Here is a 26,375-nt window from a genome sequence, read left to right as displayed (position 1 = left end):
GGTGGCCCGACCTTTCATTACCCAGGATCAGCAGGACGCCGGCTGTCCGTTCGTACCCTCTTGTGGCGGACCTGAATGCGCGTTGGTCAGCTGGCGCAGGCGGATCCATTCATCGTCGCCGCGTCCGATGATGGTGTCCGAGCGCGGCCAGTCCATCAGGTCCAGTACGCCGCCTGCGGCGAGGTCTGGCCGCTCGCGGCCATGCACGACCTGGAGTACGGGCCGGGTCAGGTCAGCTGCGTTCTGACGGATCACCAGCCCGGCCAGTCCCGATTCCAGCCGCACCAGCGAACCCACCGGATAGATACCCAGGGTCTTGACGAAAGCCAGCAGCAGGCGGCGGTCGAAATGACCTTCCCATCTGGCCATCTGCGAGATCGCTTCGGCCGGATCCCAGCCGTGCTTGTAGGGGCGTTCCGAGGTCAGCGCATCATAGACATCACAGACCGTCGTCATGCGCGCATACAGCGAGATCGATTCGGCCGGCAGGGCATCGGGATAGCCTCGCCCATCCATGCGTTCGTGGTGATGGCGGCAGACGTCGCAGGCATAGTCCGGGATGTCCGGGTTCCGGATCAGGTACTGGTAGCCCAGTTCCGGATGCTGCTTGATCAGTTCAAATTCCTTGTCGCTCAGCTTGCCGGGTTTGTTGAGGATGTCCTTGTCGATGAATGCCTTGCCGACGTCATGCAGGTAGCCGCTCAGTCCCGCTTCGCGGCAGGCCGCTTCACTCAGTCCCAGCGTACGGCCCAGGGCCACCATCAGTGCGCAGACCGCCACCGAATGCAGATAGGTATATTCGTCATCGAGCTTCAGGCGCAATACGCTCAGCAGGCCGTTCGGGTCACGCAGCACCGAGCAGGCGATCTCCTCCACCAGCGCCAGGCACTGCGGCAGTTCCACCAGCTTGCCCATGCGTGCGGCATTGAACATGTTGCGGGTAATCTCCCGCGCATGTTCGCGCAAGGCCACTGCGCTGGCGCTCTCCGGCGCGGCGGGGAAGGCGCTGTCAGGCGTCATGGACGGCGCGGGTGCTTGCGCGCTTGTCCCGGCATCCTCTACATCCTCCGCATTCTCCACATCCGCGCCACGTGATACATCGATCCAGCAATAGGCAATGCCGCTCTCGAGCGCCTGCTGCAGATCGCTTTCCCGCCTGAGCAAAAAGCGTGTCTTCCAGAACGGGTGTGCCAGCCAGCCGGCCTCGAATCCGCAAAAATACATCCCGAGGACCAAGTCCCCGACCTTGATTTTCTTGAGCATTGGTTGGAACCCATTTCATCAACAGGCGAAAGTTGCGTTCGGTCTATCGGAGCGCGTCGCAGGCGTTTCGACCGCTGTATTCGCTAGCGGAGACGGGCAGGGTAGGGGCGCGCCTGTCGCTTGGCAGCGGCGCACGGCCATGCGGATCGCGCTGTGGGAGACCATGCTGCTGGCTGTAGCGGGTCGCGCGGTATCGGCGCGCGATGTCGGAATGTATCCGTATGGAAACTGTGCGGCGTCATCATACCTTCATCAGTTTTCTTGAGAATCCTTCAAATCCGCATAACGTTTATTTGATATTTGAATTGGTATCCGTTTTCAGGCGCGGTATGTTCGGCATCTTTCATCTGGGGAATGGAGAGGGCATGGCCAATTTCGATCTGAACCTGCTGCCGATTGCCTTGGCGATCTTTGAAGAACGCAGCGTGAGTGCGGCTGCAAGGAAGCTCGACATGAGCCAGCCTGCCGTGAGTGTCGCGCTCAACAAACTGCGCATTGCGCTGGGAGACCCGCTGTTCGTGAAGACCGGACGCGGCATGCAGCCTACCCCGCGTGCCATCACGCTGATCGGGCCGACCCGCGAAATCATGCAGCGTGTCCATTCAGACGTCCTGACCACCGATCAGTTCACGCCGGCCACGACCACCAAGCGCTTCGTGCTGGGGCTGTCGGATTTCGGCGAGCTGATGCTGCTGCCACGCTTGCTGGCGCGTCTGCGCGATGAAGCGCCGCATGCCTCGGTGGTGACGGTGATGCCGGCGGCCGAAGAGCTGGTCGGAGCGCTGGAGAGTGGTGCGGTCGATCTGGCCATCGGGTATTTTCCGCACCTCAAACAGAGGAATTTTTTCCAGCAGCGTTTGCTCTCGCAGGATTTTGTCTGCCTGCTGCGTGCCGGCCATCCGTTGCAGATGCAGAGGATCAGCCTGGAGCACTACCAGGCGGCAGGGCATATCGCGGTCAATGGCGAAGGACGGGACGAGCCGCTGTGCGAACGCTTCCTGCTGCGCCGAAAGATCCGTCGACGGGTCACGCTGTCGACCGCGCACTTCATGGCCATTCCCTTGCTGGTGGCGACTTCTGATCTGATCGCCACGGTGCCGCGCGCGTTTGGCGAATTCGTTGCGCGTTTTTCCGGTATCCGGCTGGTCGAGCCGGGTTTCGAGATGCCTTCGATGGATCTGAAGCAGCACTGGCATCGCAAGTACCACAAGGATGGCGGCAATGCCTGGCTGCGCGGGCTGACGGCGACCGTGTTTGCCGCCGGTACGGAACTGGTGCCGTCTCAGTCTTCGTCGCAGCGTTCCTCTTGCAACCTGGCCAGTGGCGCACGGCTCTGAGGGTTGTTCAGCTGTACCAGCTTGTCCAGCAGCAGCATGAATTGTCGCTGCTCGTCCTGGTCCAGCGGCGCCAGCAGGCGCTTGCGCAGGCGCTGCAAGCCGGGGGTCAGTTCTTCCAGCAGGGTTTGTCCGGCCGGCGTGATGCGCAATGCGCGCTGGCGCCGGTTGTGCGGGATGACCTCTCGCACCAGCAGGCCCTTTTCTTCCAGGCGGGCGCAGACGGTGGCACCGGTCGAGGTATCGATGGCCACCAGCCCGGCCAGGGTCACCTGGTCGATGCCGGGATGATTGGAGAGCATGCGCAGGATCGCGTATTGCACGGGAGTAAGGATGCCGCCGATCTCGTCATGGAAGATCGATACCGAAATCTGCTGCGCCCGCCGCAACAGGTGGCCGGGATGCTCGTAGAGGTCGGTCAGCGGGTTTTCGTCGGGAGCGTGCGCAGTGTCGGGCATGGCGGATTCGGTCAGCAATGGATGAGCTTCAGGCAGAAGCGGTGAGCAGGCAGTGTAAGGTCCGCCGCGTTTTCCCTCAATCAATTGATAATTGATGCAACGCGCAATGAAAAAACTCCGCCAGCGCGTTTACTTGCGCAGCGGATTGGCGGATACTTTTCTAACATTCAGTGTGCTGAATATTAAAACAGAAAAATGCGAGACCCGACAGGATCTGGATCAACAGAACTGCGGAAAAACACAAGCTGGAGCAGTCCCATCATTAGTGCGCTGGCCGCAAGAGGCCGGCGCTGATTGAGGAATTCACCCAACAGGAGATCGTCATGTTCCCCAAGAATGCCTGGTACGTCGCCTGCACCCCCGACGAAATCGAAAGCAAGCCCCTGGGTCGCCAGATCTGCGGCGAGAAGATCGTGTTCTATCGTGGTGCCGAAAGGCAGGTCGCGGCCGTCGAGGATTTCTGTCCGCATCGCGGCGCGCCGCTGTCGCTGGGCTTCGTGCGCGAAGGCCAGCTCGTCTGTGGCTACCACGGCCTGGAAATGGGCTGCGATGGTCACACCCGCAGCATGCCCGGCCAGCGCGTGCGCGGCTTTCCGTGCATCCGCAGTTTCCCGGTGGTGGAGCGTTACGGTTTCATCTGGGTATGGCCGGGTGACAAGGAGCAGGCCGATCCCGCGCAGATCCATCATCTGGAATGGGCGGACAATCCCGAGTGGGCTTATGGCGGCGGGCTGTATCACATCAATTGCGACTATCGCCTGATGATCGACAACCTGATGGACCTCACCCACGAGACCTACGTCCATGCCTCCAGCATCGGCCAGAAGGAGATCGACGAGGCGCCGGTCCATACCCGTGTGGAGGGCGAGCAGGTCATCACCAGTCGCTTCATGGAGAACATCATGCCGCCGCCGTTCTGGCGCATGGCCTTGCGCGGCAACGGGCTGGCCGATGACGTGCCGGTGGACCGCTGGCAGATCTGCCGCTTCTCGCCGCCCAGCCACGTGATGATCGAGGTAGGTGTGGCGCATGCCGGGAAGGGCGGTTACGAGGCCGCGCCGGAACACAAGGCGTCCTCCATCGTGGTGGATTTCATCACGCCCGAGACCGAGACTTCGCACTGGTATTTCTGGGGCATGGCGCGTCATTTCCGTCCCGAGGACAAGGAGCTGACGGCCACCATCCGCGAAGGCCAGGGCAAGATCTTCGGCGAGGATCGCGAGATGCTGGAGCTGCAGCAGGCCAATCTGCTGAAGTATCCCGAGCGCCGTCTGCTGGCGCTGAACATCGATGCCGGTGGGGTGCAGTCGCGCAAGGTGCTGGACAAGTGGCTGGCGCGCGAAGCCGAGGCCGGCAAGGCTGCGGCTGCCTGAGGAGCGACGATGACGACATTGCAGGTCAAGGTCGCGGCGCGCCGCGAGGAAGCCGACGGCATCGTCGGACTGGATCTGGTTTCGGTGGATGGCGTGCCCTTGCCGGCCTTCACGGCCGGTGCCCACATCGACGTGCATCTGCCGGGCGGCTTGCTGCGCCAGTATTCGCTGTGCAATGCCCCGCATGAGCAGCATCGCTATCAGATCGGCGTGCTGCGCGATGCCAATTCGCGTGGGGGTTCGGTGGCGGTGCATGAGGCGCTGAAGGTGGGAGGCGTTGTGACCATCGGCGTGCCCCGCAATCAGTTCGCGCTGGTGCCGGCGCAGCACAGCCTGTTGCTGGCCGGTGGCATCGGCGTGACGCCCATCCTCTGCATGGCCGAGTCTCTGGCAGCCTCGGGGGCTTCCTTCGAGATGCATTACTGCGCGCGCTCGCCGGCACGGCAGGCGTTTCGTGAGCGTATTGCGGCCTCGGGATTTTCCGGGCGCGTGGTACATCATTACGACGATGGCGATGCCGCGCAGAAGCTCGATCTCGACGCGTTGCTGGCACATGCTGATCCTTCCACCCATCTCTACGTTTGCGGTCCCGCTGGTTTCATCAGTTACGTGGTCGATACGGCGCGTGCGCGCGGCTGGCCGGAATCGCAGGTCCATTTCGAATACTTTGGTGCGGCGCCGGTGCAGGCCGATGGCAATGGCAGCTTCGACGTGAAGCTGGCCAGCAGCGGGCAGGTCTATACCATTCCTGCGGATCGCACGGTCATCCAGGTCTTGTGCGAGCATGGGGTGGATGTGCCGGTGTCGTGTGAACAGGGTATTTGCGGGACTTGTCTGACCCGGGTGCTGGAGGGCGAGCCCGATCATCGCGACCAATACCTGACCGATGAGGAGCGGGCTGCCAATGACCAGTTCACCCCTTGCTGTTCGCGCGCCCGGAGTCCTTTGCTGGTGCTGGATCTGTAGTGCTTTCGCGGTAAATCATTTACTGGAAAAGAACATGAGGAGACATGATGAGCGAGATGATCAATAGCCGCCGTCGCCACCTGGTGCTGGCGGGATCTGCATTGGCGGCGGGTGCGGTGCCGATGCTGGCGCGTGCGGCGGACCCGCTGAAGGTGGGCCTGATCGTGCCGATGTCGGGGCCGTTTGCGTCGACCGGGCGGCAGATCGAGGCGGCGGTGAAGCTGTATCAGCAAAAGTTTGGTGACAGCGTGGCCGGGCGCAAGGTGGAGATCCTGTTGAAGGATGACGGCGGGGTCTCGCCGGATGTGACCAAGCGGCTGGCGCAGGAGCTGGTGTCGCGTGACAAGGCGCAGGTCTTGATGGGTTTTGGGCTGACGCCCCTGGCGCTGGCAGCTGCTCCCATTGCTACGCAGGCCAAGGTGCCGATGATCGTGACGGCGGCGGCGACTTCGATCATTCCGCAGCGTTCTCCTTATATCGTGCGTACCGGGTTTACGCTGGCGCAGGTGACTTCGCCGCTGGCTTCCTGGGCGGCGAAGAACGGCATTAAGAGTGTGGTGACCTTCGTTTCCGATTACGGGCCGGGGCTGGATGCGGAGAAGGTGTTCGTGAAGACGTTTTCAGAGGCGGGGGGCAAGGTGGTGGAGAGCGTGCGGGTGCCTTTGCGCAATCCTGATTACGCGCCTTTCCTGCAGCGGGTGAAGGATGCTAAACCGCAGGCTTTGTTCGTTTTCGTACCTTCCGGTGAGGGGGCTGCGGTGTTGAAGCAGTTCACGGAGCGGGGACTGGGGGCGGCGGGGATTCGGCTGATCTGTACTGGCGATGTGCTCGATGATGATCTGATGGCGGGCATTGGTGCGGCGGCCAAGGATGTGGTGAGCAGTCATCATTATTCTGCGGCGCATCCTTCTGCTTTGAACAAGGAATATGTGGAGGCTATTGCCAAGGCTAACAAAGGGATGCGCGCGAACTTCCATTCCGTTGGGGCTTATGACGGGATGCATCTGTTGTATGAGTCTCTCAGGAAGACGGGGGGCGATGCCGATGGGGAGAAGCTGCTCGGTGTGATGAAGGGGATGAGCTGGGAGAGCGTTCGGGGGCCGGTTTCCATCGATGCATCTACGCGCGATATCGTTCAGACCGTTTATATGCGTAAGGCTGAGTTGCGGGGTTCTGAATTTTATAATGTTGAGTTTGATCAGGTGGAGAGGGTTCGGGATCCTGGGGTTTGAAGTTCTTTTTCAGCGGCCGTCCTTGGTTTTTATCGGGCGGCTTTTTTGTGTTTAGGTTTGGCGCAGTCTGCACGGATTGCTTTCCTGCGCTCTAGCTTAATTGTGTTCTCTCTCCGGTCGGAGCGGAGCGCCGGGGGCGGCCCGGCAGCCGCTCACTTTTCTTGTCTCGCCAAGAAAAGTAAGCAAAAGAAGGCGACCCCAGAGAGCCAGCCCTCCTTCGGAGGGTCCCCGCCGCAGCGAAGCGAAAAGTGGGAAGAATAGAGTCGCTTCGCTCCCACTATTCTTCTGATCCACTTTTCGCTCCGCTGCGGCGGCTGGCTCTATGGGGACAAGCCAAACGGGCTCGCCTTCGGCTTCGCGGGGGCTCGCCTGCGGCATCGACCTTTTGCATATTTCCCCTTCCGCTCTGAATTTCGGATTTCGGATTTCGGATTTTGGATTTTTGGTTTTGAGTTTTTCTTTTTTTTTAGTTTTTATTTTTTAAATAATTTCCGCCCGTTCGACCTGAGTAGTCGCGCAGCGACGTATCGAAGGCTAGAGAACGCCAACGCAAAGCCGAAGGCGAGTAGGAGGTCTCACGATGCCGAAGGCGAGGCAGTAAGGCAGTCCGCATCTGCGCCGCCGCTTCAGAGACCAACAAAACGGATCAGGAAAATAGTCGGAGCGAAGCGACTCTATTTTCCCCGTTTTGTTGGTCTCTGAAGCGGGGACCCTCCGAAGGAGGGCGGTGCAGCTGCGGTCGCCTTCTTTTGCTTACTTTTCTTGGCGAGACAAGAAAAGTGAGCGGCTGCCGGGCCGCCCCCGGCGCGTCCTCCCGACCGGAGAATGATAAGAATTAAGCTAGAGCGCAGGAAAGCAGCCTGTGCAGACTGCCCCAAAACCTAAACTCATCAAAGCCCGTCAATAAACCCACAAACCAATTCAGCAAACACACCAGGCTGCTCAACAGCACTGACATGGGAAGCATCAGCAATGACTTCCAACCGTGCACCAGCAATACCATCCACCAACGCCTGCGCCATAGAAACCGGCGTCCCCTGATCCAGCTCCCCGGCAATCACCAGTGTAGGCACGCGGATAGACCCAAGGCGGGCAGCAGTATCCACGGTCCCGACCGCATGACAGCACCCCACATAGCCCACCGCATCAGTAGTCACCAGCCGATGCCGATAACGCGCAACGGTAGCTGCCTGAGAAGACCGGAAGCCCTCATGGAAATACCGCCCCATCACCGCATCCGCAATCGCCTCGATGCCCTGAGCACGAACGGTAACAATGCGCTGCCGCCAGGCCTCCCGCGCCGCATCAGGATAAGCCGAAGTGGTATTGGCCAGCACCAGGGCGCGCACCAGACCAGGATGCCGCAAGGCCAGCTCCTGCCCGACCATCCCCCCCATCGACAGACCCACCCACACCACCGGACCGCTATCAAGCTCACGCAACAACCGCGCCGCATCATCGGCCAGGTCCGCCATGCTGTAGAGCCCATCGACCTTCTCCGAACTGCCATGCCCGCGATGATCGTAAGCAATCACCCGGCAATCGGCCGCCAGCAGATTGGCCAGCCCATCCCACATCATCAGATCCGTCCCCAGCGCATGCGACAACACCACCGTATGGCGCGGCGCCTTGCCGTTGCGCGGCTCGCGCAGCGTGTAATGCAGCGCCGGTGAAGACGCCGTACGGCCCTCGCGTCCGACCCCCGGATGCACGCTCGCAGAGGGCGACTGCGGGACCACCGCATAACCGATCTGCTCACCCACTTCCCGCAAGATTTTCTGCGCATGGGTAAAGGCGGTATTGCCCGCCGGCACGCCCGCATAGACCGACGCCTGGATCATGACTTCCTTCATCTCGTCCGGTGTCAGGCGGGTGGCCGGATCACCGGTCAGCCCCGCGCGCACGTGCAGTTCGAATTCTTCCCAGCGGCCCAGCGCGATGGTGATGGCCAGCACGATGATGCGGCGGGTCTTGTGGTCCAGACCGGGACGTCCCCAGATCTCGTTCCAGGCAAAACGCGTGATCAGGTTCTGGAAGTCGGCATTGAAATTGGTGGCGTTGGCCACCGAACGGTCAACCCATTGGTCGCCCAGCACGCTGCGGCGATTGCGCATGCCGCGCTCGAAATCATGGTCCAGCGGATCGTAGCTCATGGTGTGTTCTCTTCTGTCTCGATGTGGTTGTTGGAGGTGGAGATGTCAGCGGGTCAGTGGTTCAAGGCAGCAGCATCGCGCGCAGATGTTCAAGCTGCCCTTCAGCGATGCGGCGCGCAGGACGCGTGGCCTGCACCGGATCGAACAGGCCGCGCAACATGTGCAGGTCGATTTCCTTGCGCAGCTGCGCATCGGCCTGCACCGCCTCGACCAGCACGTCCACCAGTTGCGCGCCATCGGCCACGGCCTTGCGCGTCAATTGCTCCAGCAGGCTGTGTGCACGCGGGCGGCCGATCACGCCGGCCAGGGCGATGGAGGCGGATTCCGCAAAGACCAGTCCCTGCAAGGCGTCGATGTTGCGCAACATGCGCGCCTCGTCGATGAGCAGTGCGGCAAAGGCATCGTTGAGCGCACGCAGCGCGCCATGCACCCCCAGGAAGAGTGCCGGCCATTCGGCCAGTTCGGCCTGCCAGTTGCCCAGGCCGCGTTCATGCTGCTGCGACATCGCACCCAGCAAGGCCGCTGCCTGCTGCGGCGCGCGTGCCGCCGCCGCCAGGGCGATCATGGAAGAGACCGGATTGCGCTTGTGCGGCATCGCCGAGGAACCGCCACGGCCATTGCCGGAGGGCTCGGCCAGTTCGGCGATTTCGCCTTGCGCCATCAGCGACAGATCGGTGGCGATCTTGCCCAGGCTGCCCGCCAGTACGGCCATCTCGGTGCCCAGACGAATCCATTCGTCACGCTGGGTGTGCCAGGCGGCATCGGGTGTCTTCAAGTCAAGCGCCGCCGCCATGCGCGCGGCAACCGCCGGTCCCTTCTCGCCCAGCACGGCCAGCGTGCCCACTGCGCCACCCAGTTGCAACTGCAAGGCGCGTTCGGCCAACATCTGCAGTTGCGCGCGCGAGCGCAAGAGGGGCGCGGCCCAGTTGCAGAATTTGAAGCCCAGGCTGGTGACCTGTGCCGGTTGCATCAGCGTGCGCGCCAGCACCGGCGTATCCAGATGGGATTGCGACAAGTCCAGCAGGCGGCGCGAGAGCTGGTCCAGTTCGCCATCGACCAGCCGCAGGGCCTCGCGGGTGACCAGCACCATGGCCGTATCCAGCACGTCCTGGCTGGTACTGCCCCAGTGCACGTGGGTGGCGGCCTCTTCGCTGTAGAGCGCGACGGTGCGCTGCAATTCCTTGACCAGCGGAATGGCCAGGGCACCGGCACGGCGGCCGGCGACGATCAACGCATTGATGTCGTAGAGCTGGGCGCGGCAGACGCTGGCAATGGCGCGTGCGGCGGCGTCGGGGATGACGCCCTCGGCGGCTTCGGCTTCGGCCAGGACTTGTTCGAAGCGCAGCATGGCTTGCACCACCGCCTGGTCATCGAACACCGCAATCATCTCGGAAGTGGTGAGGAAGCTGTCGAAGATCGAAACGCTCATGTAGTCTCCAGTGCTTGCCCTTGCGGCGTGATCCAACGCGAACAGGATCCGGCAGGCTAGGGCCTGTTCACCTTCAATCTGCGAGATGCGTTGCCCCCAGAAGGCGTGCTGGCAAGGCGCGCGGCAGGGCTGGTGGTGGTGCCACCAGCCCTGACGTGCAACGCGGCCAGCGCGCCTTCTGGGGGCAACCCTCCGGGAGAGGCCGCCAAGCGTCGCCTGCCGTTGTTGCAGCTCCTTGCCGTGGCACCACCACGGCGCGTCGCTGCGCCTAGGCAGTCAACGCTTGGCGACCTCTCGCACTCGCAGATTGAAGGTGAACAGGCCCTGTGCCTGCGGATCCCAGGGTCGTCACGCCGTAACGGGCGTTCAGGTGTAGTCGAAGAATACCGTCTCGCGCGCGCCTTGCATGTGGATGTCCCACTGATAGCTGCCGTCAGGCTGCTTGCGTGCGATCAGGGTGTCGCGGCGATTGGCCGGGACTTGTTCCAGCAGGGCCGATTGCGCCAGCGCCGGGTCGTCTTCCAGGAAGATGGCGGTGAACTGGTGCTTGATCAGGCCGCGTGCAAACACGGTCACGTAGGCAACCGGCTTGCCGGCAGGCGCTTGCGGCAGGGACAGCGAAAAAGTGAAACCGCCCTCTTCGTTGGTGGGTACGCGGCGATATCCGGGAATGGCATGTGACGCTTCTGCCGCCACACTGCCAGGCACCCAGGCTTCTGCCCAGGCGTCGTTGATGGGTACGCCGTCACCGTCGAGGATGGCGCCGCTGATCTTGACCTGCGGTGCGCTGCTGTCCACGCGGGACGTCAGTTCTACGGCCCAGGCCCAGGCTTCGTGCGGGAAGGGGCCGATGGTTTGCGAAGTGGTGATGTTGCTCATGTGGTCTCCTGCCTCGTTCTCAGATGCCCATGGGCGTGGCGTTGCGGCCGCGCAGGACGATATCGAATTCATAGCCCAGCATCTTGTCGTCCACCGTCTCTTCCATCGAGAAGCGCGAGATCAGGCGCTGGCGCGCGGCTTCGTCAGGAATGCTCTGGAAGATCGGGTCGTAGGCGAACAGCGGATCGTTGGGGAAGTACATCTGCGTCACCAGTCGCTGTGCATAGACATTGCCGAACAGCGAGAAGTGGATGTGCGCCGGACGCCAGGCCTTGTGGTGGTTGCCCCAGGGATACGGGCCGGGCTTGATCGAGACAAAGCGATAACGGCCATTGTCATCGGTGAGCATCTTGCCGAAGCCGGTGAAGTTGGGGTCCAGCGGCGCATCGTGCTGGTCCTTCTTGTGGAAGTAGCGGCCCGCGGCATTGCATTGCCAGACTTCCAGCAGGGAGTTGCGCACCGGCTTGCCGTCTTCATCGAGCACGCGGCCGGTGACGACGATCTTCTCGCCCAGCGGCTCGCCCTTGCCCTGCTTGGTCAGGTCCATGTCGTGCGGCAGGATCAGCTTGGGCGAGGCGAACAGGTTGGTGCCGGTGGCGGTCTCGTCGCGCACGCGCAGCGGTGCTTGCGTGGGGCCGCGCTTGACGGTGGACTTGTAAGGGGGATAGATCAGTTCCGGATAGACACCGGGTTCGATGGCATCGAATTGCATGAGGTCTCCTCAGGTCGACGTTGTGATTGCGGCGTCGTCCTCGGATTCCTTGCCTGCCGGAATGTGCGATTGGCGCGCCGTGCTTGGGTGTGGACAGATAGTAGGCAAGCAGACCTTCGCTCTCAAGGCCAACGCAGCGCAGCATATGCGCCATGCGCCCGCTTTGTGCGAGAATCGCACAAATGGCCGATTTTTTGTATTGAACGGAAAACGGCGCGTGTCAGCTTGTTTTATCCACAGGGCGGGAGAGCATGCAGCAAGAGCAAATCGATGAAGAGCCGGGGGAGGGCGAGGACGGTCCCTTGAAGCGTGACCTGGTGGCCGGGCTGGAAAAGGGCCTGCAGGTCATCGAAGCCTTTGATCAGGAGCGTTCGCGCCTGACCATCGCCGAGGTCGCGCAGCTGACCGGCCTGACCCGCGCTGCCGCGCGCCGCTACCTGATTACGCTCACGCACCTGGGCTACATGCGGCACGACAACAAGACTTTCTCGCTCACGCCGATGGTGCTGCGGCTGGGCCAGTCCTATCTGCATTCGGCGCGGCTGCCGCGCATCGTGCAGCCGCTCTTGTACCGGCTGGCCTATTCGCTCGGCGAGGCGGCCTCCTGCGGGGTGCTCGATCATGACCAGCTGGTGTGCGTGGCGGCGGTGAGCGCGGGACAACTGGTCTCGACCACCTTGCAGCCGGGCACGCGGGTACCGGCCTATTGCACCGCAAATGGTCGCATCCTGCTGGCCAACCTGCCGCAGGCGCAGCTCGATGCCATCCTCGCGCGGGCCCAACCGGAAGCCATTACGGCCCATACCATCACCGACGTTGAACGGCTGGGCCTGGAGATCGCGCGCGCCCGTGCACAGGGTTACGCGCTGGTGGACCAGGAACTGGAACTGGGCCTGCGCACCATGGCCGTGCCGGTGCGCAATTTTCGTGGCGAGGTGGTGGCGGCGATGAACATCAGCGTGCACGCGGCCCGCATGAAACTGGAAGACATGGTGGAACGCTGCCTGCCGGCCATGTTGAAGATACAGGTGGAGCTGGGAGCGCTGCTGTGAGGCTTGGCTGGGATTCGAAGATGGGGCTGTCATTTTTGTTTTTGCGCCAGGCATCGGTGATGCTTCGATACGGCCCTGCGGGCCTACTCAGCCCGAACGGTGGGAGGGTGTGTCAAGGAAAGCCTTCCTTCGCCTCGCCTGTTGGATGGATGTGCCACCACCCGTTCGACCTGAGTAGCGGCGAAGCCGCGTATCGAAGGCGCGCCTGCCAGCCCGAACGGTAGGCGGGTGTATCAAGCAACGGTGGGAGGGTGTGTCAAGGAAAGCCTTCCTTCGCCTCGCCTGTTGGATGGATGTTCCACAACCCGTTCGACCTGAGTAGCGGCGAAGCCGCGTATCGAAGGCGCGCCAGCGCTTCCCGGGGCGCGGCGGTTTTATTCCTCCACATGCGTGCGCCGGTATTCCTTGGGCGTCATCCCCATATGCCGCTTGAAGAGCCGGCTGAAATACGCCGGATCCTGAAAGCCCAGTTCATAGGCAATGGTCGAGATGCCTGAAGGCACATAGGTCAGCTTGCGGCACGCCTCCAGGATCAGCCGCTGCTGCGCCAGGTCGAAGGCCGAATGACCGGCCAGCTTCAGGCACAGCCGATTGAGCCGGCTGGGCGTGATGCGCAGCCGCTCGGCATACACCGTCACCTGCCACTGCTCCTTGAAATGCTGCTCTACCAGCGCGCGAAAGCGGCTGAACAATTCAAAGTCGCCGCGCCCCGACAGTTCGGCCGTGCGATGATCCGCTTCCAGCCGCACCAGCAGCAGCATCACGCTGCGTGCCAGCCATTCGAGCATCAGCGTGTGGCCGGTGCGGGGCGCTTCCGATTCGGCGATGAGCAGGCGCAGCAAGGTCTCCATGCGTTCGCGCAAGGCCGGCACGCGCCCCAGTTCGATGGCCATCGGGCGCAGGAACAAGGGGGAGAACAACTCGCCATGTCCCTCGCCGCCACCTGCCGAAAACACCACGTGCGGATCGACGGTCAGCACGAAGCCGACAGCCTGCTCCGAAAAGTCGAAGCCATGCACCAGCGAAGGATGGATGGTGATGACCACCGGGCCGTCGACTTCCCATACCTCTTCTTCCATCAGCGCACTGACGTGGCCGGACATTAAAAAAAGTACCTGAAAAAGTCCGGCATGTGTGTGCGGTGCAATATGCCAGTCGTGCACGCGGCTGCGCGTCTCGATCAGTTCGATGTGGACGGACTCGGCATCTTCCGGCCGGGAAGCCTCTCCATACAAGGAGAATTGCGGCACTTCGCTGGTGCGGGGTTTGTTGCGGGGCAGGGGCATCGGGTCTCCATGCGGTGCGGCAGGGTGAGTCGGTGTTGTCGGGTGCTGTAAAAATAGTACAAGTATTTGGCGGAATCATCCATTTTTAATTCGGCGGGTGGCGTCTAAGATTCTCGCCATACGAAGAATAAGAACAGATGACGTTGCGCTTTTTCCGGACTTTTGCACCAGTGCGTAAAGAAGGGAAAGGGCGTCCGACCTTTATACGGAGACCTCCACCATGCGTACCCAAGTTGCCATCATCGGCGCCGGCCCGGCCGGTTTGTTGCTGTCCCACCTGCTGCACCTCAAGGGCATCGAATCGGTCGTGCTGGAAACGCGCAGCCGCGAAGAAATCGAATCCACCATCCGTGCCGGCGTGCTCGAGCAGGGCACCATGGACATCCTCACCGAGACCGGCGTGGGCGAGCGCATGAAGCGCGAAGGCGCGCTGCATCACGGCATCGAACTGGCCTTCGGTGGCCGCCGCCATCGCATTGATCTGACCGAGCTGACCGGCCAGGCCATCACCGTCTATGCCCAGCATGAAGTGATCAAGGATCTGGTGGCCGCGCGTCTGGCCGCGCAGGGGCAATTGCTGTTTGGTGTCAGCGGTACCAGCATCGAAGGCATCGAGACCGACAAGCCGCGCGTGCGCTTCATGCACGAGGGTGAGCAACATACGCTGGAGGCGGATTTCATTGCGGGCTGCGACGGTTTCCATGGCGTCTCGCGTCCGGCCATACCGGAAAGCCGCCGCCAGGATTACCAGCGCATCTATCCCTTCGGCTGGTTCGGTGTGCTGGTGGAAGCGCCGCCTTCGTCGGACGAACTGATCTATGCCCAGCATGATCGCGGCTTCGTGCTCATCAGCACGCGCTCGCCCACGGTGCAGCGCCTGTATTTCCAGTGCGATCCCAAGGACAGCGTGGACAACTGGAGCGATGACCGCATCTGGAATGAATTCCATACCCGCCTGGAAAACGGCGATGGCTGGCGCGTCAAGGAAGGCAAGATCTTCCAGAAGGGCATCATCGGCATGCGCAGTTTCGTCTCTACGCCCATGCAGCACGGCCGCCTGTTCCTGGCCGGCGACGCCGCGCACATCGTGCCGCCGACCGGTGCCAAGGGGCTGAATCTGGCGGTGGGCGACGTCAAGCGGCTGGCCCAGGGCATCGAGGCCTTCTATCGCAACTCCAGTGAGGAAGGTCTGGCCTCCTATACCGAGCAGGCCTTGAAGCGCATCTGGCGCGCCGAGTATTTCTCCTGGTGGATGACCAGCATGTTGCACACCTTCGAGGATGCCTCGCCGTTCCAGCGCCAGATCCAGCGCGCCGAGCTGGAGAACGTGGTCAATTCGCGGGCACTGTCCACCGCACTGGCGGAAAATTACGTCGGCGCATTCTGAGTCGCACCGTAGCAGAAGTCCGAGACGCCCGCGCAAGCGGGCGTTTTCATTGGAGCGCGGTGCGGTCTGCGTCATTGACCTCGGCGCCGTCACTGCGTATCAGGAGGCGTCGGCAGTGACGGCGCGCCATGTGGAGATACACATGGCAATAGCATTGCGCGCCCGCCAGCGCAGTCACGATGCTGCCGGGATGGCCCAGGCCGAGTGCGCGGCCCAGCGCCGCGAGCAGGGCGCAGGCCAGCAGACCCAGCCAGGCTTGCCCGTGACGCTGCAAGCGCAGAGAGACAGCGTGCCAGCGCGCCAGATACGGGCGGCGGTCAAGACCGGGGAATGCGGGAATCTGCCTGAGCGACCAGTAGCGTTTCATGCCAGCCTCCGTGGGTTCCCGCCGTGGTGCGGGAGGGCAAGGTGCTGCGTTCTGGACTTCGATGGATGATGCTGTTTCGTCATGGTGGCACAGCGCTCTGACAATGCACTGACGTCGACCTGACATGAAGATGTCGCCGCGCGATTGACTCGGGATTGGCTGCGGCAAGCTTTCCTGCACGACCACACCAGGCTCTACAATGCGGCATGAACTTGCCCGAACTCCACACCCTGATCTGGGATGAGCTGCGCCGTGGCGCCAGTCCCGTACGCTCGCCTTTTACCATCTGGCAACTTGCCACCCTCGGCCTGGATGGCGCGCCCCAGCTGTGTTCCATCGTCTTGCGCGAGGCCGATGAATCCCGCCACACGCTGTGCTTCCACACCGATCTGCGCTCACCCAAGCTGGCCGAGATCCGCGCCGATGAGCGGGTGGCCATGCTCGGGCTGGACCTGGACCGGCACCTGCAATTACGCCTCAACGGCAGGGCAAACGTGGTGGCGGATGCGGTGCGCATCGGCCGCATGTGGTCGGGCGCGCGGCCCCATACGCTGATCCTGTACAAGACCCCGCATGCGCCCGGCACGCGTCTGGCGCAACCGGACGAAGGCCGCGTGCCGGAGCAGGGCAGCAGTGATGGCTTCGAGAATTTCGCGCTTGTGGAGGTGGTGCTGGAGCGCATCGAGATGCTGGACCTCACGCCGGGCCAGCATCGCCGCGCGCGTTTCGAGGGCGGGCAGGGGCAGTGGCAGGGGCAGTGGATCGCCCCGTGATGACGGACTGCTTCAGGCCAGCGCGGGATAGGTGAAGCCGAGGAAGTGCACGGCATTGAGCACGAAGTGCAGGACGATGGCCGCTTCGATGCGCCCCGTGCGCTGGAACACCCAGCCATAGCCGAGACCGGCCACGCCCGCCAGCGCCGCATAGATCAGGCCACCGCCGAGGTGGGCTGCGGCGAACAGCGATGCCGATACGAGCAGCGCCAGCGAGCTGCCACCGCGCAGCTTCTGCAATGCGCGCTGCAGACGATGATGGATCACGCCACGGAAGAAGGCCTCTTCCGCCACTACCGTCAACAGCAGATTGATGATGAGGAACGCCGGCGTGAATTCCGGCCACTTCAGATCGGGTTTGACCATGCCGGCGAGACAGCCCAAGCCCATCACCAGGACGATGGTGAAGGCAGCCGGCGGCACGGTCATGCACAAGGCGCTGCGCCATTCCTTCCACGCATGGCAGCGCGGCGCGAGCAGGGCCAGCAACAGCAGTCCGGCCGCTCCCTTGTCGATATTGGCATACAGCATGAAGGGCCGCGCATCGGCTGTGATGGCCGTTGCCGGGACGATCAGCACATTGTGGAAGCCCGGCCAGCGATGCAATGCCAGCAGCAGGGCGAGCAGCAGTGTCACGCTCAGCAGGATATGACGTTGCCATGCGCTGCGCGCATGCGTACTGGTCCATGCTGTCATCCCCAACAGGGCGAGCCCGGCTGCGGCGATCAGAGTGAGTTGGCCATTGAAGAGACCCGCGGTAACGGCCAGCACCAGCAGCGGCAGCCAGGCGGGGATGGACAGCCGTCCCGCCAGCGGCAGGGCGGGCAGCCAGACGGCGCAGATGGCCAGCATCAGCAGAATGGGGGAAGACATGGAGGGAAATCCGGATCGATGCAAAGCCGGTGTTTTAACATGGCAGCGATCATGGCGGCCAGTCTCCCGCAACACGATGCGCAATTTCGGTCAGGATTTGTGCCGCCGTTTCTTGCACAGTACGTCCCGTGAACCGAGGAGCCCATGAGCGACGACCGCAAAAAAGCCTATCAAGCCCGATTCGAGCGCGTGCTCGACCACATCGAGGCGCATCTCCACGCACCGCTGGAGATGGAGCAGCTGGCGGCTGTCGCGCATTTTTCGCGGTTCCATTTCCAGCGGCAATTTGCCGATTTCACCGGCGTCGGGGTGGCGCGCTACATCCTGCTGATGCGCTTGAAGCATGCCAGCCTCCAACTGGCGTTCCAGCCGCAGCGACGCATCATCGACATCGCCCTCGAAGCCGGTTTCGAAAATCCGGAATCCTTCACTCCACTACCTCAACCTGCTGCCGGCGACCCCGCCTGGCGAGTTGCTGACCGACATCTACCTGCCATTGAAACAGGCGCGCGTGTAGCCGCGTTACCGTCTGTCAGGAATTTCCCGATGCCGGACGCGGCGGCTGTCCTGTAAAACGTTTGCAGTAGCCATCACTGGTTTGTGCACTCTTACAGGATGTTTCCAGGCAGCATGAGTTTTCCCTGCATCATCATGATCGACCCGAGTGAAGAGGCGGCCGAGCTGGCGCGCTTCGCCTTGTGGCGTGCGGGTCTGCATTGCCTCTTTCGCGCCTGTCCGGACCTGGAGACGGCGCGCCGCTGCCTGCTGCAGGGCCGCCGCGTGGACGATGGCGCTGCGCCCAGCCTGATCCTGCTGGAGTCCGACATGGAGTGCGGCGATGGGCTGGACCTCTTGCGTGAGTTGCGCGCCAGCAAGCATCTGGCCGAGGCGCCGGTGGTGGTCTTTCCCTCCTACGATACGGAGGGCGAGCGTGCGGCACTGGCGGCGGGCGCCAGCGAATACCTGCCCAAGCCGGTCGATGGCGAGCACTATGCGCGTTGCGTGGTGGAGATGGTGGAGCGCTGGTGCAATGTCGATGAGGCCGCCGCGCCGCTGGCCGAGGACGTGATGCGCGAGGGGCTGGCCGGTTTGCCGGGACATCCGCATTGAATTTTGTTTTGCGCAGAAAGAGCAAAGGGCCGCGCGGCCCTTTTTTCATTGCGCAGTACTGCTCAGCGGCGCGTCTTGATCTTGGGCGTGGGCAGGGCGGTCTTGTACTTGATCTGCTTCAGCGCAAAGCTGGAGCGGATGTTCTTGATGCCGGGAATCTTGGTCAGGTGATCGACGATGAAATGTTCCAGTGTCAAAAGGTCCGGCACCACGATGCGCAGCAGGTAATCCTCGTCGCCCGTCATCAGGTAGACTTCCATGACTTCATCGAAGGCGCTCACCGCCGTCTCGAACTGGGCCAGTGCTTCGGCGCCCTGGCGTTCCAGGATGACTTTGACAAATACGTTCACCTTCAGGCCCAGCAGGTGCGGATCGGCCAGCGCCACATAGCGCGAGATGATGCCTTCCGATTCCAGACGCTTCACACGGGCCAAAGTCGGCGAGGGTGACAGGTTGATGCGGCTGGCCAGCTCCAGATTGCTGATCGAACTGTTCTCCTGCAGGATGTTCAGGATGCGCAAATCGGTGGTATCTAGTTCCATTATCGAAATTAAATTCTGTCAGTTTCAGTTTTGCAGCACTGGATGCTGAATATTGTACGGCAACTTCCCATCTTAAGTGACTCATGCCGGGGCATCCGGCGTATCGTAGTCCGGTGGTTCCATCACGCAGGCCCTCAACAACGACAAGACCGAAAAGGCGCCGGGCGCAGGGAGACAGATGGCGCGGCCTGTGTTTTACCGGCTTTTTGTCTCTTTGCATAGAGCAGCGATGTGCCCGGTCCGGCGCAACCCGACAGGAGAAGACGAAGTGGACATGTCCCGCCCCAGCGACAGCGATATCCCGCGCGATATCGACATCGATGCCCAGGAAACCCAGGAATGGCTGCAAGCCCTGCAAAGCGTGCTGACCGAGGCCGGCCCGGAACGTGCGCGCTTCCTGCTCTCGCGGCTGTCGGCGGCGGCCCGGCAATGGGGCGTGAACTGGCGCGATGCGCGCAACACGCCCTACGTCAACACTATCCGGCCTGAACAGGAACCGCCTTTTCCGGGTGGCTCGGATGCGCAGGCCATCGAAGAGCGCATCGCCAGCATCATGCGCTGGAATGCACTGGCCATGGTGGTGCGCGCCAATCGCGCTTATGGCGAGCTGGGCGGGCATATCGCCAGCTATGCCTCGGCGGCGGATCTGTTCGAGGTTGGCTTCAACCACTTCTTCCGCGCCCGCGATGCGCAGTTCGCCGGTGATGTCGTCTACTTCCAGCCGCATTCCGCGCCGGGCATCTATGCACGGGCTTTCCTCGAAGGCGCGCTCGCCGAAGAGGACCTGGCCTACTACCGGCGCGAGATCGAGGCCAAGCGTGTCGGGCGCCAGGGTCTGTCGTCCTATCCGCATCCCTGGCTGATGCCGCAGTTCTGGCAGTTCCCGACCGGCTCCATGGGGATCGGTCCTATCAATGCGATCTACCAGGCGCGCTTCCTGCGCTACATGGAACATCGCGGCCTGTTGCAGGATCAGGGGCGCAAGGTCTGGGGCGTGTTCGGCGATGGCGAGATGGACGAGCCCGAATCGCTGGCTGCGCTCTCGCTGGCCTCGCGCGAGAAGCTGGACAATCTCATCTTCGTGGTCAACTGCAACCTGCAGCGCCTGGATGGACCGGTGCGCGGCAATGGCCACATCGTCGATGAGCTGGAAACGCTCTTTGCCGGGGCTGGTTGGAACGTCATCAAGCTGCTGTGGGGTTCGGACTGGGATGGTCTGTTTGCCCGCGACAAGGACGGCGAACTGGTCGATGCCCTGAACCGTACGGTAGACGGGCAATTGCAGACCTTCGCCGCCAACGATGGCGCCTTCAACCGCCAGCACTTCTTCGGCCAGACCCCGGGTACGCGCGCCATCGGTGCCACGCTCACCGATGAGGAAATCAATCGCCTGCGCCGTGGCGGGCACGACATGAAAAAGATTTACTCGGCCTACCAGGCCGCAGCCCGCCATCGTGGCCAGCCGACGGTGATCCTGGCGCAGACCAAGAAGGGCTACGGCATGGGCGCGGCGGGCGAAGGCAAGATGACCACGCACCAGCAGAAGAAGCTGGATGAAGAAAGCCTGCTGCAATTCCGTGACCGCTTCAAGCTGCCGCTGAGCGATGCGCAATGCCGTGAGCTGGCCTTCTACAAGCCGGCCGATGACAGTCCCGAGATGAAGCACCTGCACGCGCGCCGCGCCGCCCTCGGCGGTTATCTGCCGCGCCGCCATGTGGGGCCCGCCCGGCGCGCCGTGCCGGCACTGGAAGCGCATAGCAGGTTTGCGCTGGAAGCCGATGGCAAGGAAATGTCCTCCACCATGGCCCTGGTGCGGCAGCTCGGCAATCTGTTGAAGGACAAGGATTTCGGCCAGTACGTGGTGCCCATCGTCGCCGATGAGGCGCGTACCTTCGGCATGGCCAACCTGTTCCGCCAGGTCGGCATCTATTCGTCGCAAGGGCAGTTGTATGAGCCGGAGGATATCGGTTCCATCCTCTACTATCGTGAAGCCAGGGACGGGCAGATCCTGGAAGAGGGCATCACCGAAGCCGGTGCGATTTCCTCATGGACGGCTGCGGCGACCGCCTATTCGGTGCATGGCACGCCGATGCTGCCGTTCTACATCTATTACTCGATGTTCGGTTTCCAGCGCATCGGCGACCTGATCTGGGCGGCGGCGGACCAGCGTGCGCGCGGCTTCCTGATCGGCGCCACGTCGGGGCGCACGACCCTGGGTGGCGAGGGCTTGCAGCATCAGGATGGCAGCAGCCTCGTCACGGCGGCATCGATTCCGAATTGCGTTTCGTATGATCCGGCCTATGCCTATGAGCTGGCGGTGATTCTGGATGAGGGCATGCGTCGCATGATGGAGCGCGGCGATGACGTGTTCTACTACCTCACCGTCACCAACGAGAACGAAGCTCAACCCAGTTTGCCGGATGGCGTGCAGGAGGGCATCCTGCGCGGCCTGTACTGCCTGCGCCGCAAGCCGGGGGCGCAGGTGCGGCTGCTGGGTTCCGGTCCGATGTTGAAGGAAGCGGTGGCGGCGGCTGCGCTGCTGCAGCAGCACTGGCAGATCGAGGCCGAGGTGTGGAGCGTGACCAGTTACACCGAACTGGCGCGCGATGGCGTGGCGGCTCACCGGAAGCAGCGCTTGTCGGGAACGGAGGTGGAGCCTTACGTGACGCAGCAGTTGCAGGGCAGCGATACGCCGGTCATTGCGGTGAGCGACTACATCCGCACCTTGCCGGAGAGCATTCGCGCTTTCGTGCCGGCGTCTTATGTGACGCTGGGCACGGACGGGTTTGGGCGCAGCGATACGCGGGTGAATCTGCGTGATTTCTTTGAGGTCGATGCGCGCTGGATTGCTTATACGGCCTTGTGCGAAGTGTGGGAGAGGGACCGGGCGCGGCTGGACGAGGCTGCGCGGCTCCTGGGCATCGTTACCGCACAGTCCTGGTCGAATACAGTCTGATGAAGATCGTCAGCGCGGGGCGCCGGGATCAGCCCCGGTGCCGGCGGCCGCGCACCACATGCAGCGGGAACACCAGCGCCAGCATCAGGCAGGCGATGCAGTGGATCCAATGCACGGTATCGCGCCATTGCTCCGGCGCATAGAACAGTCCCAGCGCGCTCAACAGTGCCAGCGCGAATCCCAGCAGCACCAGTATGCCGTGCCGTATATTGCGGCGGGCTTTCCAAGTGACGATGACGTGCTGCGGCAGTGCGGCCCCAATCAGCAGGATCGCAATGATGCTGCTGCAGCCATGAACGATCCACCAGGGCTTGAGTTGGGGCACGGGCATCTCCAGCCAGTCCAGGCAGAGGAACCAGCCTGTGCCGCTCATGAAACACGAGCCCAGGATCCAGAAGCTGGTATGTCTCTGCCAGCGATGCATTTTGCCGGGCAGCCGGCGATTTGAATGGGCGAACTTGTCGGTCATGACGTTCAGCGTTGCTGTGCCAAAGGAGGGTGCAGGATGAAGGCCTGTGCCTGGAATTGCGCCAGGAAGCCGGCATGGAATGGCTGCGGCGGGGCAGCGTCGAGTGGTGAGCTGCGCTGCGGCGCTCGGCTGGCACATACTGCGACGGCCTTGGTCAGTGCGTCGGCGATCATGCAGGTGGGGGCCAGCACCGTGTAGCTCACTGGTGCAGTGAGCGATTTTCCCTGGGGATCGAGCAGGGCGCAGGTGGCTTCGCCTGCATGCTCGCACAGCGAGTAGTAGGGCGCGGAGGTGGCGACGGCGCCCTCGGCCAGTTGCCCCAGCAGCACGGCCAGACCGGGTGCGGTCGGGTGGCGGATGAAGATATCGGTTGCCTCCCGGCCGCTGATGCGGATATCGCCGCCTGCGTTGATGCGGCAACGGGACACGCCTGCGGCATGCAGGGCGTCGACCGCCTTGTCCACAGCAAAGCCTTTGGCGATGCCGCCCAGGTCCACGCAGGTCGGTCGCAGTACGGTCACTGTCTGCGCGCCTTCCAGTTGCAATCCCTCCAGGCTGGAATGCGCCAGTGCTCGCAAGCCATGGTCGGGCAGCAGGCCGCTGTGCACCAGCCTGTGCGCGATGCCGCAGTCGAACTGCCCATCGGTGGCGGCATGCAGCATCATGGCCGTTTCCAGCACTTCGTAAGTCCAGGCCGGCAGCTTCAGCGAGACGCCAGCAGGGGTGCGGTTGAGCCGCGACAGGCTGCTCTGTGGTGCGTGGAATGACATTTCCTGCTCCACCGCCGCAATGGCGGCGAAGGCGCTGGCGAAGAGGGACTCCCGGGCGCTGGCGCTGCCCGGGAGATCTTCTTCATGAATGGCGATCTCGACCAGCGTGCCCAGGGCGGGGCGGCATTGTTGCTGCATCGTTTGCATCACGCCGGGCTGCTTTTGAGCACCATCTCGTAGAAGCTCATCACGCGCCGTACGCCATCGGTGATGTGCTTGCAGGACAGGGTGGCGCCGCCGATGTTCTGGATATCCTTTTCCAGCTTGATTGGCGCGGCGGCCGTCTTGCCGATGAATTGGCTGCGCCATGAGGCTTCGGCCACTTCATAGCCATAGGACTCATGGTATTCCAGCACGGCGATCTGAACGATTTTGCCATCCGGGCCAATGCCCACGGCGTAGGTGATCATTTCATGCTTGCCGACCACTTCGTCGATCACGAACCAGCCGCCATTGGCGGTCTTCCAGATGCGGTTACCCTGGAAGGGATGGGAGACCGAGGAAATGTCGCGTAGTTGCTGCTGTTGCGCCGGCGTCGGCAGGAACGGCCGGTGAACCAGCGTCTGCCCGGGGAACATCGCTTGCTGGGCCTGTTCCACGGTGCTGTAGACCTTGGCTTGTACCGTGAACGGGATGACCGAGCCGCACAGGGCCAGGACCAGATTAGTTGCAGGAGTGAATTTCATTATTGTTATGTTAGATGGAGGGCAGGCTTGGCTGGATTTGGCGGCCCGCCCTCGGGTTGATACGAATTCAGTTGAGCGGGATACCGAACTTGATCATCACTTCGTCGCGGCCATGGTTGTCCGAGACATGGCCGTTGGAGCAATCGGCTGTGCCATCGTTATAGCATCGGCCGTTGAGCTGATGGCGCCAAGCGGCTGTGACCCACCAGTCTTTCTCCGCATAGTGCAGCGTCGGACCGAAGAAGTTGGCCGTTTGCGAATGCGACTGGTAGAAGTTGCCGTCGTAGTCGGTGTGCAGGCGGCCTTCCAGACCGATGGTCCAGCGCGGCGCCACGCGGTAGCTCATGCCATACAGGAGGTCGAGCATGGAGTTGTGGATCACGCCATCGGCATACTTCTCGCGTTCCAGTTCGCTCAACACGTTGATGGCGAAGACCAGGCGATCATCCAGGAAGTTGCTCTGCAAGATCAGGCGGGTTTCCAGTTCGTTTTCCAGCTTGCCGTAGGTCGGTTCGACATACACGCCCACGCCAACCGGCGAGGTCAGCGGATTGGTGATGCGGTAGATCGCTTCCAGCGAAAAACCGTCAATGCCGCGCTGGCGGAAACTGTCCGTGCTGCCGCTGACCGAGGCCGGTACGCCGAAGCCGGCGGTGCACGGAACGCTGTCGTTGCAGGCTTCCGGATTGATGTAGTTCTTGTTGGCGTTGATGGAGTAGGCATTGATGTAGCCGGCCACCTGCAGGTCATTGGTCAGCCCGTACTCCAGCGCTGAACGATACTGGGTCCAGTTGTAGCTGCCGGCCGATTGATTGTGGGTGACGTCGATTTTTTGTTCAAACTCCAGTTTGCCTTTGGGTTGGATGTCCAGCGTGTAGAGCCAGCCGAAGGCACCTTCGCCGGCGTGGGCAGGAAGCAGTGCAGCACCGGCCAACAGGCCAGCGAGCAGTTTGATCGGTTTGGATAGTGTCATTGGAGTGGATGAGTGAGAGAGGGTTGAGGGGCGGCGGCTGTTTTCATTCTCGCTGTAAATAAGACGTATTTCTATTTTGAGCAACAATTCGGCGATCTATGTCGGTGGCGTGAGGCTACCGATATAGCTATCGCAGGGCCAATTTGTTGCTCAGATTGAGTAATGACGTCCAAGTCGAAAAACATGTCTGCCCCATGCAAAGCATGACGGGGCCGGCTCGCCGCGATTGTCTTGCCTTGGGATTTGGCTATTGTTCTATTTGGCTACTATCCCGCACTTTGTGTGCGCACGAGCGGTTCATCAGGTTGCATGAGGTGCTCGGTAACATGAAGGTGCTGCACAGACGTGTCTAGTATTGCATCAGCTTCTGACAAAATACTGACAATATGCTGACAGCATAGTGAGGTGGATCTGTGTGAATGAGGAGAGTAGTAGTCTCTGCACGGATGAAAATCTCTCATCTGCCGAAAAGATGGCGCTGCTATAGTCGGGCCCTCAAGGAGAGATCGCACTGCCGCCGTCATGTGATGGCGATATCAGACACCATGGAGGAATAGACACAATGGCAGCAACCACACCGACCAAACGTATTGCGCTGGTGACCGGCGCAGGCTCCGGCATCGGCCGGCAGATCACCCTGGCGCTGCTGCGCGAAGGCTATGGCGTGGCCCTGGCCGGACGCCGCCAGGACGCGCTGGAAGAGACCGTCAGGCTGGCCGGCGAGCACGGTGCCAATGCGCTGGTGGTGGCGGCCGACGTGACCGATCCGGCGTCGGTGAAGCAGCTGTTCGCCAGGACGCGTGAGCGTTTCGGTCGGCTCGACCTGCTCTTCAACAATGCCGGCATCTTCGCGCCGCCCGTGTCGCTGGAAGAGCTGAGTGTGGAGCAGTGGAAGGCGGCGGTGGACATCAACCTGACCGGCGTCTTCCTGTGCACGCAGGAAGCCTTCCGCATCATGAAGGATCAGTCGCCGCGCGGGGGCCGCATCATCAACAACGGCTCGATCTCGGCACATGCGCCGCGTCCGTTCTCGGCGTCCTATACGGCGACCAAGCATGCCATCACCGGCCTGACCAAGGCCACCTCGCTCGATGGCCGCGCCTACGATATTGCTTGCGGCCAGATCGACATCGGCAACGCCTCCACCGACATGACCACGTTGATGAAAAAGGGCACGCTGCAGGCCGATGGTTCCACCAAGGTCGAGCCGACCATGGATGCGGAACACGTGGCCAAGGCTATCCTCTACATGGATAGCCTGCCGCTGGAAGCCAATGTGCAGTTCATGACAGTGATGGCGACCAAGATGCCCTATATCGGGCGCGGTTGATG

Annotated in this window: 26 protein-coding genes; 12 read left to right on the top strand and 14 right to left on the bottom strand. The window is 62.2% G+C overall.

All coding sequences use genetic code 11. The features are described 5' to 3' along the window. Nucleotides 1–27: 27 nt before the first annotated feature. Entirely contained in the window at nucleotides 28–1,263 is a 1,236-nt protein-coding gene (locus AACH55_RS20615) for an HD-GYP domain-containing protein (RefSeq protein WP_338716486.1), read from the bottom strand. Nucleotides 1,264–1,628: 365 nt separating this feature from the next. On the opposite strand from AACH55_RS20615, the gene AACH55_RS20610 reads away from it, so the two are divergent. Beyond that, nucleotides 1,629–2,600 (top strand): LysR family transcriptional regulator, encoded by a 972-nt coding sequence (locus AACH55_RS20610; RefSeq protein ID WP_338716485.1) that lies wholly within the window; start codon nucleotides 1,629–1,631, stop codon nucleotides 2,598–2,600. Here AACH55_RS20610 and AACH55_RS20605 read toward each other — a convergent pair. Next, nucleotides 2,546–3,055: a MarR family transcriptional regulator gene (locus AACH55_RS20605; RefSeq protein WP_338716484.1), complete on the bottom strand. Its 510-nt coding sequence runs from the start codon at nucleotides 3,053–3,055 to the stop codon at nucleotides 2,546–2,548. The two genes, AACH55_RS20610 and AACH55_RS20605, sit on opposite strands and share 55 nt — an antisense overlap. 106 nt (nucleotides 3,056–3,161) lie before the next feature. Between AACH55_RS20605 and AACH55_RS20600 the strand changes: the two genes are divergently transcribed. The 4 genes from AACH55_RS20600 to AACH55_RS20585 are packed head-to-tail and all read left to right on the top strand — an operon-like array spanning nucleotide 3,162 to nucleotide 6,626. Next, on the top strand, nucleotides 3,162–3,353 hold the full coding sequence (locus AACH55_RS20600) for a hypothetical protein (protein WP_338716483.1): 192 nt from the start codon (nucleotides 3,162–3,164) through the stop codon (nucleotides 3,351–3,353). A gap of 25 nt (nucleotides 3,354–3,378) precedes the next feature. After that, complete coding sequence (locus tag AACH55_RS20595; protein WP_338716482.1) at nucleotides 3,379–4,428, top strand: aromatic ring-hydroxylating dioxygenase subunit alpha; 1,050 nt, start codon at nucleotides 3,379–3,381, stop codon at nucleotides 4,426–4,428. Nucleotides 4,429–4,437: 9 nt separating this feature from the next. Further along, entirely contained in the window at nucleotides 4,438–5,394 is a 957-nt protein-coding gene (locus tag AACH55_RS20590) for a PDR/VanB family oxidoreductase (RefSeq protein ID WP_338716481.1), read from the top strand. A gap of 47 nt (nucleotides 5,395–5,441) precedes the next feature. Beyond that, on the top strand, nucleotides 5,442–6,626 hold the full coding sequence (locus AACH55_RS20585; protein WP_338716480.1) for an ABC transporter substrate-binding protein: 1,185 nt from the start codon (nucleotides 5,442–5,444) through the stop codon (nucleotides 6,624–6,626). Between the two features lie 890 nt (nucleotides 6,627–7,516). On the opposite strand, the gene pcaD is transcribed toward AACH55_RS20585, so the two are convergent. From pcaD to pcaH, 4 genes are all read right to left on the bottom strand, one after another. Next, nucleotides 7,517–8,779: a 3-oxoadipate enol-lactonase gene (gene pcaD / locus AACH55_RS20580; RefSeq protein WP_338716479.1), complete on the bottom strand. Its 1,263-nt coding sequence runs from the start codon at nucleotides 8,777–8,779 to the stop codon at nucleotides 7,517–7,519. 61 nt (nucleotides 8,780–8,840) lie between these two features. After that, nucleotides 8,841–10,208: a 3-carboxy-cis,cis-muconate cycloisomerase gene (pcaB, locus tag AACH55_RS20575; RefSeq protein WP_338716478.1), complete on the bottom strand. Its 1,368-nt coding sequence runs from the start codon at nucleotides 10,206–10,208 to the stop codon at nucleotides 8,841–8,843. 366 nt (nucleotides 10,209–10,574) lie between these two features. Next, nucleotides 10,575–11,087, bottom strand: coding sequence for a protocatechuate 3,4-dioxygenase (locus AACH55_RS20570; protein ID WP_338716477.1), 513 nt, complete (start codon nucleotides 11,085–11,087; stop codon nucleotides 10,575–10,577). A gap of 19 nt (nucleotides 11,088–11,106) precedes the next feature. Continuing rightward, complete coding sequence (gene pcaH / locus AACH55_RS20565; protein WP_338716476.1) at nucleotides 11,107–11,799, bottom strand: protocatechuate 3,4-dioxygenase subunit beta; 693 nt, start codon at nucleotides 11,797–11,799, stop codon at nucleotides 11,107–11,109. A 251-nt stretch (nucleotides 11,800–12,050) separates the two neighbouring features. Between pcaH and AACH55_RS20560 the strand changes: the two genes are divergently transcribed. Then, nucleotides 12,051–12,851 carry an IclR family transcriptional regulator C-terminal domain-containing protein gene (locus tag AACH55_RS20560; protein WP_338716475.1) on the top strand — a complete coding sequence of 267 codons (801 nt, stop codon included), beginning with the start codon at nucleotides 12,051–12,053 and terminating at the stop codon, nucleotides 12,849–12,851. A 374-nt stretch (nucleotides 12,852–13,225) separates the two neighbouring features. On the opposite strand, the gene AACH55_RS20555 is transcribed toward AACH55_RS20560, so the two are convergent. Continuing rightward, nucleotides 13,226–14,137, bottom strand: a complete 912-nt coding sequence (locus AACH55_RS20555) for a helix-turn-helix domain-containing protein (RefSeq protein WP_338716474.1) — start codon at nucleotides 14,135–14,137, stop codon at nucleotides 13,226–13,228. A 220-nt stretch (nucleotides 14,138–14,357) separates the two neighbouring features. On the opposite strand from AACH55_RS20555, the gene AACH55_RS20550 reads away from it, so the two are divergent. After that, nucleotides 14,358–15,524 (top strand): 4-hydroxybenzoate 3-monooxygenase, encoded by a 1,167-nt coding sequence (locus tag AACH55_RS20550; protein ID WP_338716473.1) that lies wholly within the window; start codon nucleotides 14,358–14,360, stop codon nucleotides 15,522–15,524. Nucleotides 15,525–15,570: 46 nt separating this feature from the next. On the opposite strand, the gene AACH55_RS20545 is transcribed toward AACH55_RS20550, so the two are convergent. Then, nucleotides 15,571–15,891, bottom strand: coding sequence for a hypothetical protein (locus tag AACH55_RS20545; protein ID WP_338716472.1), 321 nt, complete (start codon nucleotides 15,889–15,891; stop codon nucleotides 15,571–15,573). A gap of 206 nt (nucleotides 15,892–16,097) precedes the next feature. Here AACH55_RS20545 and AACH55_RS20540 point away from each other — a divergent pair, with 206 nt between their 5' ends. Continuing rightward, nucleotides 16,098–16,664, top strand: a complete 567-nt coding sequence (locus AACH55_RS20540; protein ID WP_338716471.1) for a pyridoxamine 5'-phosphate oxidase family protein — start codon at nucleotides 16,098–16,100, stop codon at nucleotides 16,662–16,664. Nucleotides 16,665–16,676: 12 nt separating this feature from the next. On the opposite strand, the gene AACH55_RS20535 is transcribed toward AACH55_RS20540, so the two are convergent. Continuing rightward, nucleotides 16,677–17,537, bottom strand: coding sequence for a CPBP family intramembrane glutamic endopeptidase (locus AACH55_RS20535; RefSeq protein WP_338716470.1), 861 nt, complete (start codon nucleotides 17,535–17,537; stop codon nucleotides 16,677–16,679). A gap of 144 nt (nucleotides 17,538–17,681) precedes the next feature. Between AACH55_RS20535 and AACH55_RS20530 the strand changes: the two genes are divergently transcribed. Together AACH55_RS20530 and AACH55_RS20525 are read left to right on the top strand one after the other, a co-directional pair. After that, nucleotides 17,682–18,110 carry an AraC family transcriptional regulator gene (locus AACH55_RS20530; protein WP_338716469.1) on the top strand — a complete coding sequence of 143 codons (429 nt, stop codon included), beginning with the start codon at nucleotides 17,682–17,684 and terminating at the stop codon, nucleotides 18,108–18,110. Between the two features lie 57 nt (nucleotides 18,111–18,167). Further along, nucleotides 18,168–18,647 (top strand): response regulator, encoded by a 480-nt coding sequence (locus AACH55_RS20525; RefSeq protein ID WP_338716468.1) that lies wholly within the window; start codon nucleotides 18,168–18,170, stop codon nucleotides 18,645–18,647. A gap of 62 nt (nucleotides 18,648–18,709) precedes the next feature. Here AACH55_RS20525 and AACH55_RS20520 read toward each other — a convergent pair whose 3' ends face one another. Next, the gene (locus AACH55_RS20520) at nucleotides 18,710–19,189 is read right to left on the bottom strand and encodes an Lrp/AsnC family transcriptional regulator (protein WP_013235910.1); all 480 of its coding nucleotides are present in this window, start codon (nucleotides 19,187–19,189) and stop codon (nucleotides 18,710–18,712) included. Between the two features lie 274 nt (nucleotides 19,190–19,463). Here AACH55_RS20520 and mdeB point away from each other — a divergent pair, with 274 nt between their 5' ends. Continuing rightward, entirely contained in the window at nucleotides 19,464–22,145 is a 2,682-nt protein-coding gene (gene mdeB, locus AACH55_RS20515) for an alpha-ketoglutarate dehydrogenase (protein WP_338716467.1), read from the top strand. Nucleotides 22,146–22,173: 28 nt separating this feature from the next. On the opposite strand, the gene AACH55_RS20510 is transcribed toward mdeB, so the two are convergent. The 4 genes from AACH55_RS20510 to AACH55_RS20495 form a co-directional block, all read right to left on the bottom strand. Further along, on the bottom strand, nucleotides 22,174–22,470 hold the full coding sequence (locus AACH55_RS20510; protein WP_338716466.1) for a hypothetical protein: 297 nt from the start codon (nucleotides 22,468–22,470) through the stop codon (nucleotides 22,174–22,176). Nucleotides 22,471–22,619: 149 nt separating this feature from the next. After that, nucleotides 22,620–23,531, bottom strand: a complete 912-nt coding sequence (locus AACH55_RS20505) for an FAD:protein FMN transferase (RefSeq protein ID WP_338716465.1) — start codon at nucleotides 23,529–23,531, stop codon at nucleotides 22,620–22,622. Continuing rightward, nucleotides 23,531–24,070, bottom strand: a complete 540-nt coding sequence (locus tag AACH55_RS20500) for an FMN-binding protein (protein ID WP_338716464.1) — start codon at nucleotides 24,068–24,070, stop codon at nucleotides 23,531–23,533. The genes AACH55_RS20505 and AACH55_RS20500 overlap by 1 nt, the downstream gene beginning before the upstream one ends. A gap of 67 nt (nucleotides 24,071–24,137) precedes the next feature. Beyond that, on the bottom strand, nucleotides 24,138–25,043 hold the full coding sequence (locus tag AACH55_RS20495; RefSeq protein WP_338716463.1) for a DUF6662 family protein: 906 nt from the start codon (nucleotides 25,041–25,043) through the stop codon (nucleotides 24,138–24,140). A gap of 562 nt (nucleotides 25,044–25,605) precedes the next feature. Between AACH55_RS20495 and AACH55_RS20490 the strand changes: the two genes are divergently transcribed. After that, entirely contained in the window at nucleotides 25,606–26,373 is a 768-nt protein-coding gene (locus tag AACH55_RS20490; RefSeq protein WP_338716462.1) for an SDR family oxidoreductase, read from the top strand. Nucleotides 26,374–26,375 lie beyond the last annotated feature (2 nt).

The organism is Herbaspirillum sp. DW155 (assembly GCF_037076565.1).
Classification (GTDB): Bacteria; Pseudomonadota; Gammaproteobacteria; order Burkholderiales; family Burkholderiaceae_D; genus Herbaspirillum.
This window is presented reverse-complemented; position numbering and strand designations above follow the sequence as displayed.

What these genes read in the sequence shown, in the direction of transcription:
- AACH55_RS20615 (WP_338716486.1), bottom strand. Translation starts at nt 1,263, where the DNA reads ATGCTCAAGAAAATCAAGGTCGGGGACTTGGTCCTCGGGATGTATTTT.
- AACH55_RS20610 (WP_338716485.1), top strand. Translation starts at nt 1,629, where the DNA reads ATGGCCAATTTCGATCTGAACCTGCTGCCGATTGCCTTGGCGATCTTT.
- AACH55_RS20605 (WP_338716484.1), bottom strand. Translation starts at nt 3,055, where the DNA reads ATGCCCGACACTGCGCACGCTCCCGACGAAAACCCGCTGACCGACCTC.
- AACH55_RS20600 (WP_338716483.1), top strand. Translation starts at nt 3,162, where the DNA reads ATGAAAAAACTCCGCCAGCGCGTTTACTTGCGCAGCGGATTGGCGGAT.
- AACH55_RS20595 (WP_338716482.1), top strand. Translation starts at nt 3,379, where the DNA reads ATGTTCCCCAAGAATGCCTGGTACGTCGCCTGCACCCCCGACGAAATC.
- AACH55_RS20590 (WP_338716481.1), top strand. Translation starts at nt 4,438, where the DNA reads ATGACGACATTGCAGGTCAAGGTCGCGGCGCGCCGCGAGGAAGCCGAC.
- AACH55_RS20585 (WP_338716480.1), top strand. Translation starts at nt 5,442, where the DNA reads ATGAGCGAGATGATCAATAGCCGCCGTCGCCACCTGGTGCTGGCGGGA.
- pcaD (WP_338716479.1), bottom strand. Translation starts at nt 8,779, where the DNA reads ATGAGCTACGATCCGCTGGACCATGATTTCGAGCGCGGCATGCGCAAT.
- pcaB (WP_338716478.1), bottom strand. Translation starts at nt 10,208, where the DNA reads ATGAGCGTTTCGATCTTCGACAGCTTCCTCACCACTTCCGAGATGATT.
- AACH55_RS20570 (WP_338716477.1), bottom strand. Translation starts at nt 11,087, where the DNA reads ATGAGCAACATCACCACTTCGCAAACCATCGGCCCCTTCCCGCACGAA.
- pcaH (WP_338716476.1), bottom strand. Translation starts at nt 11,799, where the DNA reads ATGCAATTCGATGCCATCGAACCCGGTGTCTATCCGGAACTGATCTAT.
- AACH55_RS20560 (WP_338716475.1), top strand. Translation starts at nt 12,051, where the DNA reads ATGCAGCAAGAGCAAATCGATGAAGAGCCGGGGGAGGGCGAGGACGGT.
- AACH55_RS20555 (WP_338716474.1), bottom strand. Translation starts at nt 14,137, where the DNA reads ATGCCCCTGCCCCGCAACAAACCCCGCACCAGCGAAGTGCCGCAATTC.
- AACH55_RS20550 (WP_338716473.1), top strand. Translation starts at nt 14,358, where the DNA reads ATGCGTACCCAAGTTGCCATCATCGGCGCCGGCCCGGCCGGTTTGTTG.
- AACH55_RS20545 (WP_338716472.1), bottom strand. Translation starts at nt 15,891, where the DNA reads ATGAAACGCTACTGGTCGCTCAGGCAGATTCCCGCATTCCCCGGTCTT.
- AACH55_RS20540 (WP_338716471.1), top strand. Translation starts at nt 16,098, where the DNA reads ATGAACTTGCCCGAACTCCACACCCTGATCTGGGATGAGCTGCGCCGT.
- AACH55_RS20535 (WP_338716470.1), bottom strand. Translation starts at nt 17,537, where the DNA reads ATGTCTTCCCCCATTCTGCTGATGCTGGCCATCTGCGCCGTCTGGCTG.
- AACH55_RS20530 (WP_338716469.1), top strand. Translation starts at nt 17,682, where the DNA reads ATGAGCGACGACCGCAAAAAAGCCTATCAAGCCCGATTCGAGCGCGTG.
- AACH55_RS20525 (WP_338716468.1), top strand. Translation starts at nt 18,168, where the DNA reads ATGAGTTTTCCCTGCATCATCATGATCGACCCGAGTGAAGAGGCGGCC.
- AACH55_RS20520 (WP_013235910.1), bottom strand. Translation starts at nt 19,189, where the DNA reads ATGGAACTAGATACCACCGATTTGCGCATCCTGAACATCCTGCAGGAG.
- mdeB (WP_338716467.1), top strand. Translation starts at nt 19,464, where the DNA reads ATGTCCCGCCCCAGCGACAGCGATATCCCGCGCGATATCGACATCGAT.
- AACH55_RS20505 (WP_338716465.1), bottom strand. Translation starts at nt 23,531, where the DNA reads ATGCAAACGATGCAGCAACAATGCCGCCCCGCCCTGGGCACGCTGGTC.
- AACH55_RS20500 (WP_338716464.1), bottom strand. Translation starts at nt 24,070, where the DNA reads ATGAAATTCACTCCTGCAACTAATCTGGTCCTGGCCCTGTGCGGCTCG.
- AACH55_RS20495 (WP_338716463.1), bottom strand. Translation starts at nt 25,043, where the DNA reads ATGACACTATCCAAACCGATCAAACTGCTCGCTGGCCTGTTGGCCGGT.
- AACH55_RS20490 (WP_338716462.1), top strand. Translation starts at nt 25,606, where the DNA reads ATGGCAGCAACCACACCGACCAAACGTATTGCGCTGGTGACCGGCGCA.